21 protein-coding genes are annotated in these 17,466 nt (G+C 31.3%); 7 read left to right on the top strand and 14 right to left on the bottom strand.

Going from position 1 to position 17,466, the window contains the following annotated elements:
- Nucleotides 1–49: 49 nt before the first annotated feature.
- The 3 genes from proB to KQI88_RS05460 form a co-directional block, all read right to left on the bottom strand.
- Nucleotides 50–847 carry a glutamate 5-kinase gene (proB, locus tag KQI88_RS05470; RefSeq protein ID WP_216415350.1) on the bottom strand — a complete coding sequence of 266 codons (798 nt, stop codon included), beginning with the start codon at nt 845–847 and terminating at the stop codon, nt 50–52.
- A 10-nt stretch (nt 848–857) separates the two neighbouring features.
- Nucleotides 858–2,099, bottom strand: a complete 1,242-nt coding sequence (locus KQI88_RS05465) for a glutamate-5-semialdehyde dehydrogenase (RefSeq protein WP_216415349.1) — start codon at nt 2,097–2,099, stop codon at nt 858–860.
- A gap of 189 nt (nt 2,100–2,288) precedes the next feature.
- Nucleotides 2,289–3,167 (bottom strand): radical SAM/SPASM domain-containing protein, encoded by an 879-nt coding sequence (locus KQI88_RS05460; protein ID WP_216415348.1) that lies wholly within the window; start codon nt 3,165–3,167, stop codon nt 2,289–2,291.
- A gap of 279 nt (nt 3,168–3,446) precedes the next feature.
- Here KQI88_RS05460 and KQI88_RS05455 point away from each other — a divergent pair, with 279 nt between their 5' ends.
- The 5 genes from KQI88_RS05455 (at nt 3,447) to KQI88_RS18430 (ending at nt 7,487) form a co-directional block, all read left to right on the top strand.
- On the top strand, nt 3,447–3,980 hold the full coding sequence (locus KQI88_RS05455) for an RNA polymerase sigma factor (protein ID WP_216415347.1): 534 nt from the start codon (nt 3,447–3,449) through the stop codon (nt 3,978–3,980).
- On the top strand, nt 3,967–5,079 hold the full coding sequence (locus tag KQI88_RS05450; RefSeq protein WP_216415346.1) for a hypothetical protein: 1,113 nt from the start codon (nt 3,967–3,969) through the stop codon (nt 5,077–5,079). Before KQI88_RS05455 ends, KQI88_RS05450 begins: the two co-directional genes overlap by 14 nt.
- Nucleotides 5,080–5,586: 507 nt before the next feature.
- A complete protein-coding gene (locus KQI88_RS05445; protein ID WP_216415345.1) occupies nt 5,587–6,447 on the top strand; it encodes an AraC family transcriptional regulator in 861 nt (286 codons plus the stop codon).
- A 147-nt stretch (nt 6,448–6,594) separates the two neighbouring features.
- Entirely contained in the window at nt 6,595–6,981 is a 387-nt protein-coding gene (locus tag KQI88_RS18435) for an SPL family radical SAM protein (RefSeq protein WP_330656079.1), read from the top strand.
- Nucleotides 6,978–7,487: an SPL family radical SAM protein gene (locus KQI88_RS18430; RefSeq protein WP_330656078.1), complete on the top strand. Its 510-nt coding sequence runs from the start codon at nt 6,978–6,980 to the stop codon at nt 7,485–7,487. The genes KQI88_RS18435 and KQI88_RS18430 overlap by 4 nt, the downstream gene beginning before the upstream one ends.
- Before the next feature lie 164 nt (nt 7,488–7,651).
- Here KQI88_RS18430 and KQI88_RS18010 read toward each other — a convergent pair whose 3' ends face one another.
- The 7 genes from KQI88_RS18010 to KQI88_RS05410 form a co-directional block, all read right to left on the bottom strand.
- On the bottom strand, nt 7,652–7,783 hold the full coding sequence (locus tag KQI88_RS18010; RefSeq protein WP_330656077.1) for a hypothetical protein: 132 nt from the start codon (nt 7,781–7,783) through the stop codon (nt 7,652–7,654).
- Nucleotides 7,784–7,799: 16 nt separating this feature from the next.
- Nucleotides 7,800–7,940, bottom strand: coding sequence for a hypothetical protein (locus tag KQI88_RS18005; RefSeq protein WP_246579160.1), 141 nt, complete (start codon nt 7,938–7,940; stop codon nt 7,800–7,802).
- A gap of 169 nt (nt 7,941–8,109) precedes the next feature.
- Nucleotides 8,110–8,505 (bottom strand): VOC family protein, encoded by a 396-nt coding sequence (locus KQI88_RS05430; protein ID WP_216415344.1) that lies wholly within the window; start codon nt 8,503–8,505, stop codon nt 8,110–8,112.
- A 206-nt stretch (nt 8,506–8,711) separates the two neighbouring features.
- Entirely contained in the window at nt 8,712–9,461 is a 750-nt protein-coding gene (locus tag KQI88_RS05425; RefSeq protein WP_216415343.1) for a hypothetical protein, read from the bottom strand.
- Between the two features lie 223 nt (nt 9,462–9,684).
- On the bottom strand, nt 9,685–10,449 hold the full coding sequence (locus KQI88_RS05420) for a methyltransferase domain-containing protein (protein WP_216415342.1): 765 nt from the start codon (nt 10,447–10,449) through the stop codon (nt 9,685–9,687).
- 250 nt (nt 10,450–10,699) lie between these two features.
- Nucleotides 10,700–11,437 carry a class I SAM-dependent methyltransferase gene (locus KQI88_RS05415; RefSeq protein WP_216415341.1) on the bottom strand — a complete coding sequence of 246 codons (738 nt, stop codon included), beginning with the start codon at nt 11,435–11,437 and terminating at the stop codon, nt 10,700–10,702.
- 271 nt (nt 11,438–11,708) lie between these two features.
- Entirely contained in the window at nt 11,709–12,050 is a 342-nt protein-coding gene (locus tag KQI88_RS05410) for a hypothetical protein (protein ID WP_216415340.1), read from the bottom strand.
- 498 nt (nt 12,051–12,548) lie between these two features.
- Here KQI88_RS05410 and KQI88_RS05405 point away from each other — a divergent pair, with 498 nt between their 5' ends.
- Nucleotides 12,549–13,364, top strand: coding sequence for a MerR family transcriptional regulator (locus tag KQI88_RS05405; RefSeq protein ID WP_216415339.1), 816 nt, complete (start codon nt 12,549–12,551; stop codon nt 13,362–13,364).
- Nucleotides 13,365–13,481: 117 nt separating this feature from the next.
- Nucleotides 13,482–13,958 (top strand): SAM-dependent methyltransferase, encoded by a 477-nt coding sequence (locus KQI88_RS05400; protein ID WP_216415338.1) that lies wholly within the window; start codon nt 13,482–13,484, stop codon nt 13,956–13,958.
- A gap of 263 nt (nt 13,959–14,221) precedes the next feature.
- Here the strand turns inward: KQI88_RS05400 and KQI88_RS05395 are convergent, their stop codons facing one another.
- From KQI88_RS05395 to KQI88_RS05380, 4 genes are all read right to left on the bottom strand, one after another.
- Nucleotides 14,222–14,395, bottom strand: a complete 174-nt coding sequence (locus KQI88_RS05395) for a hypothetical protein (protein ID WP_216415337.1) — start codon at nt 14,393–14,395, stop codon at nt 14,222–14,224.
- Nucleotides 14,396–14,849: 454 nt separating this feature from the next.
- The gene (locus tag KQI88_RS05390) at nt 14,850–15,734 is read right to left on the bottom strand and encodes a MerR family transcriptional regulator (protein ID WP_216415336.1); all 885 of its coding nucleotides are present in this window, start codon (nt 15,732–15,734) and stop codon (nt 14,850–14,852) included.
- 153 nt (nt 15,735–15,887) lie between these two features.
- On the bottom strand, nt 15,888–16,340 hold the full coding sequence (locus KQI88_RS05385; RefSeq protein ID WP_216415335.1) for a GNAT family N-acetyltransferase: 453 nt from the start codon (nt 16,338–16,340) through the stop codon (nt 15,888–15,890).
- 196 nt (nt 16,341–16,536) lie between these two features.
- Nucleotides 16,537–17,337, bottom strand: coding sequence for a class I SAM-dependent methyltransferase (locus KQI88_RS05380; protein WP_216415334.1), 801 nt, complete (start codon nt 17,335–17,337; stop codon nt 16,537–16,539).
- Between the last annotated feature and the right edge of the window lie 129 nt (nt 17,338–17,466).

The raw sequence follows: 17,466 nt of genomic DNA, 5'->3' as shown, positions 1-17,466 counted from the left end.
CTAGCTAATTTATACATTGTCTAACTACTCAAGCTTATTATATTGCTATTTATTTCTCTTCTGGTAAAAATATAGTGGCTTTAGTTTCATTATTGTAGGCCTTCATTAAAATGTCATGTGTCTTCCCATTAGCCAAGATCATTGGTATACCATAACGATTTACAATTCTTGCTGCCTCTATCTTAGTTGTAATTCCACCTGTACCAAAGGAATTAGATTGTCCAATCTCAATTTCTTCTAACATGATATCTATATTTTCTATCTGTTCTAACAGTTTGGCATCATCATAATCCTTAGGATTCTTATCATAAATACCATCTATATCACTTAAAAGTATCAATAAATCAGCATTCCATAGACTTGCTGAGTAGGCTGCTAGAGTATCATTATCACCAATTTTAATTTGCTCCACACTTACGGTATCATTTTCATTAATAATTGGTACTATACCTTCATCTGCTAAAGTAAACAGTGTGTTTCTCATGTTTAAAGTTCTAGTTTTATCAAAAAAATCTTCTCTTGTTAAAAGAAGTTGACCTATATAGATTCCATGTTGAGAAAAATGACTATTATAGGCAGACATTAGCTCTACTTGTCCAATTGCACATAAAGCCTGCTTATAATGCATGTCCTCTTTTCTAGACCACTTATTTGTTCTACTAATGCCAGCAATTCTAGCACCTGAAGTAACAATTGCGACCTGCTTTCCTTCAGCGATTAAAAAAGATACTTGATTGCATAGCTCCTCTATAAAAACATGATTAATAGTACCATCTTCATTGGAAAGTGTATTACTACCGATTTTTATTACAATTTTTCTACTCTTCTTCATTACTTCCGATAACATTTTAATCCCTCTATTCTCTAATTTGCCCGTTTCCTATAATTGTGTACTTTACAGTAACTAATTCATTTAGTCCCATTGGTCCCCTAGCATGGATTTTTTGGGTACTAATTCCCATCTCTCCTCCAAAACCAAAAGCCCCACCATCTGTAAATCGAGTTGATGCATTTACATATACTGCCGCTGCATCTACCCTTCTTAAAAAGTAATTGGCGTTAGTAAAGTTCTCTGTAATAATGGCCTCAGAATGTTTCGTACCATATTTTTGTATATGGTCGATTGCTTGATTTATATCTGAAACAACCTTGATTGCAAGGGTATAATCCAGATATTCCTCTGCCCAATCCGAATCTACGGCTCCCTTTATATTAATTAATTCTATTGTTTTAGGGCACCCTCTTAATTCAACTTTATCGCTTAATGCATCATATAGCATTGGTAAAAACTTAGATGCTATGCTCTCATGAATTAACGTGGTTTCACAAGCATTGCAAACTCCTGGCCTTTGTACCTTGGCATTCGTAATGATTTTAATAGCATTTTCTAAGTTAGCTGACTCATCCACATAAATATGACAATTGCCAACTCCTGTTTCGATAGTAGGAACTGTAGCATTGTCTATCACAAAACGAATTAAATCTGCTCCACCTCGAGGAATAATTACATCAATATATTCATTTAATGTTAGCATTTCCTTCACAATACTTCGATCAAGATCATCTACAAGCTGAACTACGTCTTGGCTTATTTCACTTTCCATTAAACCTTCTTTGATAACTTTAACCAAGGCTTTATTAGAATGAATTGCAGAGGAACTTCCCCTTAATAAAATACAGTTACCACTTTTTAGTGCTAATGCAAATGCATCCAAAGTAACGTTAGGCCTTGATTCATAAATAATTCCGATAACCCCTAATGGTACAGTCATTTTACTAATTGTTAGTCCATTTTCCAGGGTCCATACATCATTGCTTTTCCAAATAGGATCATTCAGCTTAATAATAGTATTAATGCTATCAATCATTCCTTGAATTCTATCTTCATTTAATCTTAGGCGATCAATCAGACTCTCTTTTGTGCCTTTTTTTATTGCAACTTCAATATCTTTTTCATTTTCAGCTAATATATATGATGAATTTTTCTTTAAACTATTTGCTACAAGATGTAATGCTGCATTTTTAGAATTGGTGGGAGTAGCTGCTAATAAATGGGAAGCATCCCTTAACCTTGCACACTTTTCTATTAAATTTGACATTTTACCACCCTTTCTGCATTTGAATAATATTATTATTATAACGGATTATGTATACATATTCAAATGCATAAATTAGCAATAAGTGTGTATATCATTCTACAATGATATAATCTATATAGATCTTTTAAATCAAAAAATAGACTGTATTTAGTAACAGTCTACTGAATAGTAATTTTTTATAATATTAACCTATATACCAAATTTTTTTCTATATCCACACTTCCTGCATAACTCTTCAACTGCTTCTCTTCTTGAAAAGCCATTAAACAGATTATTTGCTCTATCACTCTCTACTATTTTAGAAAAGTGAGTTTTATTTATATTTCCTAAATTAATTACTCCTTCACCATCAAGACAACAAGGTACTACAGTTCCGTCCACTAATATAGCTACTTGGTTCCTGAGTCCATAACAAAAACCTTCTCCTTCGTCTTCTTTCTCTTTTAAATCTGGCCACTCAAACTCATGATCCTGATTTAAATATATTCTATCAGCAATTTTAGTCCCACTACCTGGAGTGACTTTCTCTTCAATTTTATAGGATAAGTTAAATTCTCTTTCTATTATTTCAAGTAATTGACGATTTCTTTTCCTTTGAAGATTTGTTACATTGTCCTTATCTAAATTCCATAGTCTTAATGATATAAAAACATCGGTATTATCTGTGGCTTCCTTTACAAATGCAAGTATACTATTGATGTATTCCTCCTTATTTTTTCCTCCATCATTTCCATCAAAGCTATGAAGTGAAAAATTAACCTGTCTTAATGCTGGCTTCTTGAGTACCTTATCCTTAACTCTATTTATAAGGGTTCCATTTGTAGTTATATTAACTCTAAATCCTTTTTCATAACTTAAATCTAAAAACCTATCTATTTCTGGATGTAAAAGAGGTTCGCCCTTTACATGAAAATATATATAATCTGTATGAGGTTTTATTTGATCTAATATTTTAGTAAATGTTTCTATTTTCATAAATTCAGGCTTTCTCTTTGTTTGTGGACAAAAACTACAAGCAAGATTACACACATTTGTAATCTCGATATAAAACTTTTTAAATTTTTTCATTTGTTTATCTCCTACATTAAGATATTCTTTCTACACATATTTTATATTCTTTCCCCCCATAAAGTCTACCTTCAAATATTATAAGGTATTGTACTGATAGTCAAAAGTATACATATTATCAATAGCTATGAATTATAAGTTCCTTTATACTATAAAATGATATAATTTTGTGAACCAGATCAGAAGTTATTACAATATATATATGAAGGATCAATTAATACATAAGCCTTTTTAAGGCTGAAGATGCCGTCAAATTAAGGGAAAGGAGGAAATAGCAGATTGGATGTTACAGAATTAAGTCATTTAATTGAAAGCCATGGTAAGTCTGTTTATGGATTTTGCTATCAGTTGACAAGAGATAAACACCAAGCTGATGATTTGTATCAGGAAACTTTCTTAAAAGCTACGGAACTGTATCACAAAATAGATAAGGCTAAGAATCCAAAGGGGTTTCTAATCGCTATTGCAGCGAATACGTGGAAGAATCAGCGGCGAAAATTTGGTTGGCGACAGAGGATTGCAAAGATGGAGGAATTTCAAGATGATTTTGCTAATACCTCTCAGATAATCGATACCAGTACGCCAGAGCTTGTTGCGATAAGCAATGAACTTCATAAAATGATTGGTATGGCTTCAGCATCATTGAATGACAAATTAAAAATACCGCTGTATATGTACTACACTTCTGAGTTATCAGTTGAGGATATTGCTTCCGCACTTAAGATTCCAACTGGTACTGTAAAGAGTAGACTTCACAAGGCAAGAAAAGTGATTAAAGAATTTATGGAGGTAAATGGATATGAGGGATTTTGAAAAATTAGATCGGCTGTTACGGCAAGCCATTTCTTCAAATAATGAACCAGATGAAAGTTTAAATCAAAAAATAATTAGTCAGGTGAGGGAGAGAAGTAAAATGAAACGTGTAAATAAAAAAAGAATGTCCACTGTAGCAATATGTGCGATGCTTATCTTATCAACGTCAATTTCAGCATTTGCAGTGTGGAAGTTACTCACACCAAAACAGATCGCGGAAAATCTGGGCAATGAAAGTCTTGCCATTGCCTTTGAGGGGGAAGATGCATTAGCCATTAATCAGACTCAGATCAGTGGAGATTATAAGGTGAGTTTACTTGGAATTGTATCTGGTGAAAAAATCAGTGATTTTGAAAGCTCAGTTGATGACATCGTTCATCCTAACAGAAGCTATGCAGTGGTAGCTATTGCAAATGCCAATGGTACACCGATGCCAAGTACCCATGATGCGGCATATGGCGAGATTCCGTTTTTTGTTTCACCATTTATAAAAGGTCAGAATCCTAATAGATTTAACATTATTACAATGAATGGCGGTTACAGCGAGTTCGTAAAAGATGGCACAATGTATCGGATTGTGGAATGTGATAATATAGAGATTTTTGCAGACAGAGGCTTGTACCTCGGTGTTAGCTCTGGCACGTTCTATGATGCCAATGCCTATCACTTCAACTTAGAAACGGGTGAGGTTATTCCTAACGCCGATTATGAGGGCGTCAATGTCCTGTTTGATTTGCCTCTAGACCCATCAAAAGGGAACCCGGAGAAAGCTGAAAAATATCTTCAGACACTGATTGATCAACAGACACCAGCTCAAGAAGACATAGATGAGGAACCAATGGATATCGAAGCTCTACTAGCAGAATCAACGCTCATTCCAGAATCCGTGCAAAAAGTTATTCCTGATAAAGCTGGTATGATTACTTACCACTTTGAGGGTCGTAAATTTGAAATATCCTTCGAGTACTTGTTTGAAGAAGATCAGGTAGGTCTTTCTGACAAGTTCTATATCGATGACGATGGCCATATTAAAAACATTCTTGTTTTTTCGAGAGACACCGATGGAGTTATCTCAGCTATGACGTACAGAAAAAATTAACATCTCAATTTTAGCAGCATAAATCACCAATTAAACACTTGATATAACTAGGTTGTGACTGTATCCATCCTTTAAGTTGACGACTGGTTGTTTCCTTGTACCGGATTGAGACCATACTATTCTAAAACATAGCCAATGTCACCGCCTTACTGATAGAAATTTGATGGACGGTATTTAATCTTTCGGAGATCTATGTGACATTGACTTTGACCTCTTTGCATAAAAGAGGTCTTTTTTATTTTATGTGAAAATAAAAAGAGTTTAATAGTTTTTACATTTCATATATTGACCTTTATTTGAAGTAAAGTGGTATAATAAGGTAGTAAAATTTTAAAAGAAAAAATAGTACTTAATCCAGCTTAGGAGAATGAATTGTAGATTCATTTTTAAATTGGCACATACATAAAGAGATAATAGAATTTTTATATAATCTTACATTTTAGTGCATTAAATGAGAGGATATATTTGTTTTATAGTGCTAAACTTTGATTGTAAGGAGGTAATGTTATGGAATGGTTGGAACGATTTAATCAAGCTGTCGATTATATTGAAGATAATTTAAGTGAAACAATTGATTATGACAAGGCTGCACAGATTGCTTGCTGCTCAACCTTTCACTTCCAGAGGATGTTTTCTTATATTGCAGGTATACCGTTGTCCGAATATATTCGCCGTAGAAGAATGACATCTGCAGCATTCGATTTGCAAAGTAGGAAGATGAAGGTAATTGATGTTGCACTGAAATATGGTTATGATTCACCAACATCATTTAATCGTGCATTTCAGAATGTTCATGGAATTACGCCATCCGCTGCTCATACAGAAGGGGTAATGCTAAAAGCTTTTCCACGCATAACCTTCAAAATTTCAATTAAAGGAGATGCAGAAATGAATTACAGAATTGAGAAAAAGAATGCTTTTAGAATTATCGGTGTTAAAGAACACATGAACATGAACATTGAGGAAAGTTTTGCAAGAGTACCACTATTTTGGGCAGGTACTATTAAAAGTGGTATAATTCCGAAAATGTGTGAATTAATGAATCAGCCACCATTTGGGGTACTTGGTGTTAGTACTAGTATAAATGGTACAGACTTTAATTATTACATTGCTGTTGCAACTGATAAACCAACTATTCCAGGTACTGTTGAGTATGAAGTCCCTGCTTCTACTTGGGCAATTTTTGAATGTGTTGGGGCAATGCCAAATGCTATACAGGATTTGCAAAAGCGGATTATTACGGAATGGTTACCGACATCTGGATACGAATATGCTAATGCTCCAGATATAGAGATTTATTTTGAAGGAGACCAACAATCTCCCACATATAAATCTGAAGTATGGCTTCCTATTGTGAAGAAGATCTAAAATAGTAGAATTAGATTATTTTAGTGATAAACAAATGAATAGTAGCAGAAGAATTAGTAGCTGTTGATGAGAAAGTTTTATTCTTCTGCTATTTCTATTTGTAATATCAATATATTTTTGTAATCTAAAGTAGGGGAAAAGATATTTATGAGAAAATATAACGAGATAATTTGCGAAGTTGCCTGTACTAAATTAAAAAGGCATATGCCATATAGTTGGGACTTAAATATATATCGTGGATGTGAGCATGGTTGTAAATATTGTTATGCTATGTATTCCCATCAGTACCTAGGGTCAAAAGATTATTTCGGTAATATTTTTATAAAGACAAACATTGTCCAAAAGCTTGAAGAACAATTAAGTAGCTCCAGTTGGAAGAGGGAAATTATCAATATTGGTGGAGTAACAGATAGCTATCAGCCAATAGAAGAAGAATATAAAATTATGCCTAAAATACTTAAGCTGTTGATAAAATATAAAACACCAGCAATTATATCTACAAAATCTGATTTAATACTAAGGATTATGATTTGATTGATGAATTATCAAGAATTACATATGTCAATGTTGCTGCCACTATTACAACTATGGACGAAAATATACGAAAACAGATAGAGCCTAAGGGTGTTGATTCACTTAGAAGATTTGCTGCGCTGAAAGAATTTAGGAAAACGAATGCTTCTGTTGGATTACATGTTATGCCAATCATTCCCTATATTACCGACAGTTTTGAAAATATAAATTCACTTTTTAAAAATGCTCAAGAAGTCAATGTACACTATGTGTTACCTGGAACTCTCTATTTACGAGGACAGACTAGGTCATTATTCTTTGAATTTATCCGACAAGAGTTTCCACATCTATACAATGATTTATTAGCTCTCTATAAAACTGGTAGTGCCGATAAAACATATAAAAATCAATTATATCAATTTGTAAATGAATTGAGAGATAAATATTCTCTGTCAAGTAGTTATACCAAACCTATGAAAGAGAAAATAAATCAAATAAAATATACTCAATTATCATTCTTGGAGTAAGTTACAAGAATAATAGGATAGAATATTTAGCATATTGTGATGTAAAGGCAAAAGAAATTGTTGCATGCATTTTTAATGCAGAAAATATAAGTCCATAGTAGTTTATACTGGATAACCTAATACTAAGGGGCCAACGTTAATGTTAACCCCTTAGTTCATATATCTTATTTTCCATTTACTTGTCTAACTGGCCTTGCTTCTATATAACCCCTGTATCCCATGGGAGCAAGCTGAAATCTAGGTCCATCTTCATCTGCCCATTCAAAACCATATATCTCAGGTTTATAGTTTTTCATAACTTCCAATAGTTCCTCAATTAAATATTCTTGCACAATGCCACGGTGAATATCCAGCAGATTGTGCAAGCATATGTAATGTAATTGGTTCGGTTATATGTGCATCTATATAGTCTTGCATACGCTGAACTGCATTGATTTTTTCCCATCTCTCCATGCCTTCACCTCCTATACAAAGAATAATGTATTTTAATCAATAAAATCTTGACCTGTATTACTAAATATTTAGACTTTAGTACTTTCATCTATGAATATATAATAATTTACAATGTCTTTTACCTAATATTAGGCTATACCCAAAGTACTATAAAACTATGAACTATTATTTACTTTTTAGCAAAGGCTATTATATGGCCATCAATATCTGAACCGTAAGAAACATAGTGTCCCCATGATCTTAATTCTGTCTTACTTATTCCTATACCTCCTGCCTTTATCAACCTATAGTAGAAATCATCTGGATCTTCAACAAATAGATAAATTTCACATCTTGGTATTCCTTTTCCATTCTGAGGATTAGGGATTTTATTCTCAAGAACCCTTACTATCCCTTCTGCTGGCATTATTCCTAGTGTTACATTTTGTGAAAGTTGAAATTCAGTCATACCTGGTACATCTAATATTGGATCTATCCCTAATAATTCCTGATAAAATAATTTAGATATTTCTTGATTTTCAACGTATATAATAAACATAATGCTATTTCCAATATTTAAACTCATAATTTTAACTAATACCTCCCACCATGCATATCTAAAACATGTATCATTTATAATAATAGAAAGCCATAAAATCCTTTAAATGACCTACTTGCATTTTTATAAATATATTAGTTTCTACATTTTCAGATGCTCTCATCAAGATATTCTTTTTTCATCATAGTTCATTTTCTTTTCACTAACTTATACTCTGCACTCATAAAATAGATCTACTTTCTCTTAATCATATATGCAGAAATTACTCCTACAGCTAAAATGGTCCCCGTAGTTACAAGAAATAATGTACTATTGTTGAAATTTAATATAGTATTGCCTTTGGACTCTCCACTATTTTCATCAATATGTACCAATGCAGATATATCCTCATAAACTGAACTATTTTCATTTTCTAAACTTCCATCATAAATTAATTTTTTACCTGAGTATACTTTACCTTGATTACCATCAAAGCTAAATTCATTTTTTGTACCATTACTGTTAACAAAGTATTTTATAGCAGCCGCATCCATTTTAATATAAATTGATGCATCTTTTGGATAAATGATATTAAGTGTCTTATAATCTTTAGAATCTAGCTTGTAAATACCCCACGCATTTATAAAATTATTGCCTGTTTTATTAATAGATACTAATACATAGTCACCCTTTTGAGGTCTACTTTCTGTAGACTTATCTTCATAAAACAAAGCATACTCTGTAACTCTTCCCACTGTTATTGTTCCTTTTATAGTAATTTGTTTATTTGGTGAGACTAGGCTTATATCCTTTGAACTAACAATTTGTTTTTCTACATCAACAGTAATTTCATTTTCTGATGACTCTGTGACCTCCCCTATAACAAGGGCATCATGATCATTATGCATTAACCGGTACAACTGATCTGCAGCATACCCTATGGTATAACTAAAAAATACAATAATAATGGGAATTATAAAATAATAACCCTTATTCTTTTTCATAGCAACACCTTCTTATAATTATGTTATTTCCTATATAAGTAAGCTACTATATTTAACAAGCATCTCCTATAGCCTTAATTCTGCTTCATCGAAATTGTTTAAATAAATAATCTTTTATGTTTCTTTTAGCCAAGTTTTGAATAAGCATGTCTATCTTTTTTTATTCATTACCCATACACCCTTTCTATAGCAGATTGTATACAAAGTTTTGCTATCTTGATAGTCATTTTTTAGGTTTTTGAGCAACAATAATAAATCTATGCTCTTCACTTTCAATATATCCTTGCTGCTCAATTATTGATTGTAATTGACATAATTTTTCGAAGCAGCTATCAACTGAAAAATTGGGAAATTCCCATTCAATAACTCTTGCAAAATAGACTAGTGCTCCAATATCAAAGAATTTTAGCTTTGGAAAGCATTCTTCTGACTTTAAAATAGTTAATCCTTGGTTTTGAATCAACATCAAATTATTTTCTAAATTATGTTCACTACTAATGACCTCTTCAAAATCATTTATTAAAAATCTCGATAATTCTTTATTATTTAAACCTCCAACCTGTTGTGTAATAAATAAACCAGTAGGCTTTAGCAACCTATAAACCTCTTTGATGTCAAAGCTCTCATGCTTGTTGATTATTACATCAAACATATTATTTTCAAATGGCAAACAGCTATCATCAAAAACTTGTCTAACATCAATACCTAATGGTGTTAGTTTTCTTTTACACAATTCAAAGTTAGGTGGATATGCTTCTGTTACAAATGTGTTATTATAAGGGTGATTTAGAGTCAACAAATACTCCCCACCTCCAGTACCCATATCTAATAGTATAGAATTAGATTTTAAATATTGGCGAACTATATTATCATAGTTCCATGGCAATGGTTCCTCTAATTTTCTTTTACTAATATAAGAAAAGTCCCATCCTTTAAAACTCTTTTCTTCTTCTGATATCCAGTATTCTTTTAATTTCATATAATCCATAACTATGCTCCTTTTCATAATTTACTTTGATGAAAAGCAGTGCAGTTAACTGATAACAAATTTGGCAATCCCGGTACAATCTGCTATCAGATTATATTAACTGCACCGAGTAGTTAATTCGCTTTTTTCTTTTCACTAAAGTCACTTCCTCTCATACAAAATACTAATAATTTTTACTTTGTAAAATAAATATGTATTACAATTTTTATAGGTAAAGTATAATACACATATCTTCTAAAATCTTAATCTATTAGGCTTTTGTTCCTTTTATAATAATACAAGTAGTCTTATCAAATTCATCTTTAAAGTCTGGTCTTCTATCTAAAGCATATTTATCTGGAACAGGCTCAACTATACTATTAATTATAAACCCTTCAGATATTATTGAATTAATGACCTCTGATATTGGACGATGGTATTTTTCAACATTATCAATAAACCATTTTGAATATCGTTTCCCACTATGCATATAATCAGATAAGTTATAATGCACTTTATTTCCATACTCGTCCTTTGTCCAAGTTGGTCCAACTTTAGGTGCTGTTGTATATGGATGCTCCTGAGAATATAGCAAAATTCCACCATCATTCAGTAAAACTCTAATATCATACAATAGTTTTTTAAAATCTTTTACATAATGAAATGCCAAAGAACTAAAAACCAAATCAAACCTTTGGGTTAAACTTCCGATTTTATTCATATCCATAAGCATATATTCTACTAATTCATTTGGATTTTCTTTTCTGGCAACTTCAAGCATCTTATGAGAAATATCTATGCCTACAACTGATAATGCACCTTTTTTAATAAAATCAATACAATTGTTTCCATATCCACAACCCAAATCAAGAACTGTTTTTCCTTTTAAATCAGGAAGCAATGCTTTTATCGCTGGTTGTTCAATAAGGGTATTATAATTATCTTGGTTATTTCTAAGCTCCCTATATTTTTCAAAAAATAGATCATTATCATATACATTTTGACTCATTAGTTTCCCCCGATTTAAACAATATTTATATTAAAAACTATCTTATACATATTTCTTCCTATCAATATCATTTGATCCTCTATTGAATTAGTAATTTTTCTTAATATTAGGAAAATATATGTATTTATATCATTCTTCATATTTTTCTTAATTCCTTGTACTTGATCTAATATTTTATGCTATAGAGAAACTTCTTAGATCAAAAAGGAACTCCTAAAAGCTTATTAGAAGTTCCTCTTATAAAAATCATTTCAATATTCTAGATAGAATATTAATCAATTTTAAAATGTTTTTTCAGTTTTTCTACTTTAATGAAATATGCTTCATCAGTATAATAACCAAATTCTTTTAATTCATTTAAAACTTTAACATATTTTTGATACTGTTTATAATCTTCCATTTTAGAGTTTTTGTCACTATAGAATTTAATTACATCTTCAAGTTCAGTATTATTTAATACTTCTATATCTCGTAAGTAAATTAAACCGAAGTCTTGGTTATCTGTAACTACTTCTTCCGATTTATATAATAATGGTATAATGGCTAATCTAACAGCAAAATAAATAATAGCAAATAGAAAAATTGCCAATAATAAAATAAAAACTATATCCATTTCACTCATTCCTTTCAGCTTGTAGTTTCATCCTAAATTACAAAAGGTATTTATAATTACTTAGTGTGTTTCAAATATATAACACCTCACATTAAGCAAATATAATTAATTCTTATTATACATAATCATACTCTTGCATTCTACTTATTAGTTTAATGAACGTTTCTTTCTCAAAGATTCATAAAAGTATTTTGAAAATTATAAATTTTATTTATAGAAGATAGCTTGTCATTTATTCTATCTATAAGTTCTTTTTCATAACTACAGCATCCAATAAGGTATCCGCCCATTGTAACTGAACTTTTTCTATTTCTTTAAACCCTCTATTCCTCCAGAATCTTAGAACTGCTTCATTTATATCGCTAATTGGCATGGTCAATAAGGAAGCAACTACTGAATACCAACAATAGCGAGATAGATAGCCACGGACGGGTAATGTATTTTATTTGCAGTTTCAGAATACTCACGATATAATATTTCAATATAGAGGTGGTGCGAATGTTCAAAATAGGCGAGTTTTCCAAATTGACGCAAGTATCAATCCGAATGTTAAGGTATTACGATGAAACAGGGTTGTTAAAACCTGCGAAAATCGATAAGTTTACGAATTACAGGCTATATTCCACGGAGCAAATCTCCACTTTAAACAAGATTATATTCTTGCGGGATTTAGGCTTTAATGTTTCTGAAATTGCGGTTGCCCTTAACCATTGGGATAATAAATTTATTACAAATCAGCTTGAAAACAAACGTCTAGAAATTGAGAATATGATTAAATCTGAACAGGATAAACTATCTAAAATCGAGCTGGCAAAAAAGGATATTCGGCAGGAAAAGATAGCGATACACTACAATGTTTCAATCAAATATATTCCCAGTTATCAAGTGTTTTCTTTAAGACGAACTGTTCCTGATTATTATGCCGAAGGTCAATTATGGAAAGAAATGTCGGCCTTTGCAGATAAAAATGATATTCCTGTTTCAAGCAATACCTTTACCATATATCACGATACAGATTATAGAGAAAAAGATGTTGATATTGAAATATGTGCACCCGTGGCCAGAATGGGGGAAAATATGAATGGCTTTGTATATCGTAATACGGAGTCTGTACCGATAATGGCTTGCACAATGGTATATGGGAAATTTGAGAACATAGCAGGCGCATATCTCGCCTTTGCAAATTGGTTGCAGGAACATAATCAGTATAGAATGACCGGACAGAACAGACAAATCGTTCACCGGGGGCCGTGGAATGAGGAAAGCCCCGATAAATATTTAACCGAAATTCAAATCTCACTGGAGAAAATATAGTTAAAAGCGTTTTGCAGAATTTTTCTGTAAGACGCTTTTTTAATATTGACTCTCACATGGTGTTAGGGTCTACACTGGATTTACAGATAAAATAAAAATCATGTGGAGGAATGCAATATGCAGAATTTTCAGGTAAACTCTATTGGTAAAATCAGTGTCAACGAGCGGGGAATGTTTATTGAACTTGAACCGAAGTATATTCCAGCTTTGCAAGCGTTAGACGGATTTAGCCATCTTAATATCATTTGGTGGTTTAGCGACTTTGATAATAAAGAAGCCAGGAATACTCTTGAAACACAACAGCCATATAAAAAGGCCCCAGCTGTAATGGGTATCTTCGCCACAAGGTCGCCTATCCGCCCAAATCCGATTGCTTTGTCTGTGATAGAAATTATCCGTATTGACTACGAAAAAGGTATTATTCAAATTGCCTATATTGACGCCAATGATGGTACGCTCGTACTCGATATAAAACCATATACACCGAGCCTTGACAGGGTGGAAGCGCCCGGTGTGCCGGAATGGTGTAGCCATTGGCCCCAAAATTTAGAGGAATCAAGAAGTTTTAACTGGGAAGATGAATTTAATTTTTAATATTTTCAGTATAAGCCGATAGAATAAATTTTTAACTGTCTACTTATCCAATAAGGAAGTGGTAGGTAATTAAATAACGCGCTTTTAAGGGCCTTCCTGTGGCAGTTTTGCGATGGGAGGGCTTTTTATGAGCAAAAAACACTCCAATCAATAGTATAACAGGCCGCTATGGGAACATAACGGCCCGATTGGATTGTATTATCTAGCTATTATTCTTAACACATATAAAAGTTGTTAATAAACCAATAGCTTGCTCTCTAATCTTACCTTTCTATATCTATGTAACGATTAAATATCTCATCAATTTTTTCTTTATCTTCTGCCCTTATAGTCCACACCTTAGTTACTTCTTTCTTTAAAGCAAATCGATTACTTGGCTGAAAGGTAATTTCTAATTCTTCATCTTTAGTCCATTTATAGTCTATTATATCTTTCAATTTACCTATATAATACCATTATATCATTTTATGGTATAATTTTACATAAAGGTTTCAGTCTACTTAATTATTTCATTAGTTAACTTATTTCTCTTTGGTGTTATATCTTGAATTATCAAATTGATTTAGATAGTAAAAAAAGATGAACTAGTCATCTTTTACATAGTCTATATACAGATAGCTGTATTTAATTGTTATTTGTATAAATATACTTTCAGATCTATTTATTTCAAGGGTAGATTACTACTAAGACTATTCTTCTTGGTATATATCCCACTCTATATTTAGTGATATAATTTTATGTTTTTCTAATTTATTTGACTTTACTCCTCAAAAAATTGTTGTTCGATGTTCGTTTTACAATTTTATTATTAATTGCCTTAATCTATATTATTAATTATACGTATTAGCTTTCACATTAGATACAGATTATGCTCCCATGTTCTTTTTATTCCTACTCATCATATAGATTTTGGGTTTGAGGATATTTTTCAAGAAAAATTTTATTCGCTGACTCAAGCTTTTTTGTATACTCAGCATAAGAGGCACTAAGAATTTTTAAGTTTGGAATAAAAACATCATAATAACCACTACTTTGATGAAACTTCAAAAGTAATTGTTGTATTTTATACGCATGCGTATCTTTGAATTCATCTGAAGTTCTAAACTTTATATATTCTTCCAATGTTTCTTTATTGTTCTCAATATAACTTTCTATATCAGCAACAGAATTAAAAATATCGCTATCGAATTTCTCCATCTCTACCTTCTGCATTATCGGAAAGCAGTTTTCCATATATTCTTCAAGTTCTTTAGAAATCTCGAAATTATCGATATTATCAAGGAAGCTTATTATTTTATAGTATGCATTTTCTTTCTCTACACTGTCTATCTTTTCATTTAGAAATTTTCCAAAATGAATACACAAATACATTCCATAAGTTCCTGGGAATGCTTGTATCAGCCTTTCTTTAATTGTAAACAACTCGTCAATACTGTTTTGGACAATTTTAAATTCTCTACTAATATCATAGTTACTGATTAAACGTTCAATACAGTTGTGCTGTTCATTTGTCTTCTGTAATTTTAATTCCAGAATATACTTACACTTTAATAGTGCAACAGCTTTATTATTACTTTTAAGGATCGTTTTAATATCAGAAATGCTGATACCTAATTTTCGCAAAATAGATACTTCCTTTAATACCGCTAAATCTTTATCATCATAATTTCTATAACCATTTTCCTGAATCTCGGGCTTTATCAATCCTTGCTTTTCATAATATTCAATTGCTTTTTTTGTTAATCTACATTCTTGACAAACATCTTTAATTAGCATTTTAATCACCTCAAAACTATCATAAACCAATCCCCAAGGTGGTAGTCAATACTTATAATTTACAGGGACTACATAAATAATCTTTAGTGTACATAATTTTACTACTATTCAACATAAGAACAATACGCACTATTCGATCTACTCGATTTTTGATTATAATATTTTCTCAAACTCTGTTAAATAAATATTCTCGCTAATTTCTATATCCTTTATGTCTTTATATCCATTTTTTAAATATAAGTTAATAGCAGGTAGATTCCTCTTTGCAGTACATACAACTACTTTAGTTATATTACTCTCAAGTCCTTCTACAAAGTTAATCAGTTTTCCTGCAATACCCATTTTAAAAAATTGAGGATGTACTGCAACTCTATGTATATCTAAAACATCATCAATAATCTTATATGAAATTATTCCTGCTAAAGTGTCTTTTATATGATATCCATAAAAAATTTCATTACATTCTTTCAAACTATTTATTGTATCCTTTAGGGGCGGAATTTCATAGAAACCTATAATCTCAGCTTCAACTTTGTATGAAGCTATTTGTAGTTTCAATACGTTTTTTGCTGTTTCTGTTTCTTTTAAATTAAGTTTTTTAATCATAATTGCCTTCTCCTCTTATTGCACAATATTCTACTATTTCATCACACTTTTTAAAAAAATCTATCTTAGATTATTTAAAAATCTAAATTATATATTCTTACCACAGACTTTATAAAATTTTGCTCTTTATCATTCAGTTGACCACAATGCCTACATTTAATCTGTATGTTAATTACATAAGTATTTAAATTGTAATTTACTTCTTTTTACATAATAATAATCCATGATTACTCATCCCTAGAATACTCTTTTCTCTGCAACTTTTTAAATTATAATATATCCATGCATTATATTCTTCATCATTCATTTCATCTATAACATTTCGTAAATATGGACTTAATCCATCTGTTGCTATATGGTCTATTATTTCTATATCAAATTTATTAACTAATGACTCCATACTATCAGGAGTGGTAAAAAATGCATCTGTCCAGAAACATTCATCTTCTCCTTCTCTTATAACCCCTGTATTTAAAATCTTATCTATAAAGTTATGTGTAAGAAAGTTTTTATCCCTTATCATTACTGAGTTTAATACAAAATGTTTGTTTATATATGCAACCGCTAATAATCCACCTTTCTTTAACACCCTTAAAGATTCTTCAATACATTTAAATCTATTATGTTCATCTGTAAGATGATACATTGGTCCAAGACACAAAACTACATCAAAATCTTCTGATTCATATTCACTTAAATCGATAGCATTTGCTACTTCAGCTTGTAAACTTATTGCATCTTCCCTTTCTTTTAACTTCTGTTTAATAATTTCTATATGTTTTGGGGTGATATCAGTAGCAACTACTGGATTACCCTTTCCCGCATAATAAAAAGAATATACCCCTGTTCCAGCACCAAGTTCTAGCACTTTATGGTGTCTTTCTATGTGGTTATTTAAGGCACTAGTTGTCATAATGAATTCTATTTTTCTTGCATTATTAATAGTAAGTCTGCTCTCTTCATCGTAGTTCTCATAAAAATTTACAACTGTTTTCACTGTTTTTCCCCCTCGTCTATGCTTATCTTATATGACGTCTAACGTTTAGTATCTGTGATGTCGTTAAATCGGACCATTAAGGAATGCTTTCTGGTAGTGCTTGCACCCGATGAAACAATGTGGTGAGCT

The organism is Alkaliphilus flagellatus, from assembly GCF_018919215.1.
In the GTDB taxonomy this organism is placed as follows: Bacteria; Bacillota; Clostridia; order Peptostreptococcales; family Natronincolaceae; genus Alkaliphilus_B; species Alkaliphilus_B flagellatus.
This window is presented reverse-complemented; position numbering and strand designations above follow the sequence as displayed.

Excerpts from the sequence above, each read along its gene's own strand:
- proB (WP_216415350.1), bottom strand. The coding sequence starts at position 847 with ATGTTATCGGAAGTAATGAAGAAGAGTAGAAAAATTGTAATAAAAATC.
- KQI88_RS05465 (WP_216415349.1), bottom strand. The coding sequence starts at position 2,099 with ATGTCAAATTTAATAGAAAAGTGTGCAAGGTTAAGGGATGCTTCCCAT.
- KQI88_RS05460 (WP_216415348.1), bottom strand. The coding sequence starts at position 3,167 with ATGAAAAAATTTAAAAAGTTTTATATCGAGATTACAAATGTGTGTAAT.
- KQI88_RS05450 (WP_216415346.1), top strand. The coding sequence starts at position 3,967 with ATGAGGGATTTTGAAAAATTAGATCGGCTGTTACGGCAAGCCATTTCT.
- KQI88_RS05445 (WP_216415345.1), top strand. The coding sequence starts at position 5,587 with ATGGAATGGTTGGAACGATTTAATCAAGCTGTCGATTATATTGAAGAT.
- KQI88_RS18435 (WP_330656079.1), top strand. The coding sequence starts at position 6,595 with ATGAGAAAATATAACGAGATAATTTGCGAAGTTGCCTGTACTAAATTA.
- KQI88_RS18010 (WP_330656077.1), bottom strand. The coding sequence starts at position 7,783 with ATGAAAAACTATAAACCTGAGATATATGGTTTTGAATGGGCAGATGAA.
- KQI88_RS18005 (WP_246579160.1), bottom strand. The coding sequence starts at position 7,940 with ATGGAGAGATGGGAAAAAATCAATGCAGTTCAGCGTATGCAAGACTAT.
- KQI88_RS05430 (WP_216415344.1), bottom strand. The coding sequence starts at position 8,505 with ATGAGTTTAAATATTGGAAATAGCATTATGTTTATTATATACGTTGAA.
- KQI88_RS05425 (WP_216415343.1), bottom strand. The coding sequence starts at position 9,461 with ATGAAAAAGAATAAGGGTTATTATTTTATAATTCCCATTATTATTGTA.
- KQI88_RS05420 (WP_216415342.1), bottom strand. The coding sequence starts at position 10,449 with ATGGATTATATGAAATTAAAAGAATACTGGATATCAGAAGAAGAAAAG.
- KQI88_RS05415 (WP_216415341.1), bottom strand. The coding sequence starts at position 11,437 with ATGAGTCAAAATGTATATGATAATGATCTATTTTTTGAAAAATATAGG.
- KQI88_RS05410 (WP_216415340.1), bottom strand. The coding sequence starts at position 12,050 with ATGGATATAGTTTTTATTTTATTATTGGCAATTTTTCTATTTGCTATT.
- KQI88_RS05405 (WP_216415339.1), top strand. The coding sequence starts at position 12,549 with ATGTTCAAAATAGGCGAGTTTTCCAAATTGACGCAAGTATCAATCCGA.
- KQI88_RS05400 (WP_216415338.1), top strand. The coding sequence starts at position 13,482 with ATGCAGAATTTTCAGGTAAACTCTATTGGTAAAATCAGTGTCAACGAG.
- KQI88_RS05390 (WP_216415336.1), bottom strand. The coding sequence starts at position 15,734 with ATGCTAATTAAAGATGTTTGTCAAGAATGTAGATTAACAAAAAAAGCA.
- KQI88_RS05385 (WP_216415335.1), bottom strand. The coding sequence starts at position 16,340 with ATGATTAAAAAACTTAATTTAAAAGAAACAGAAACAGCAAAAAACGTA.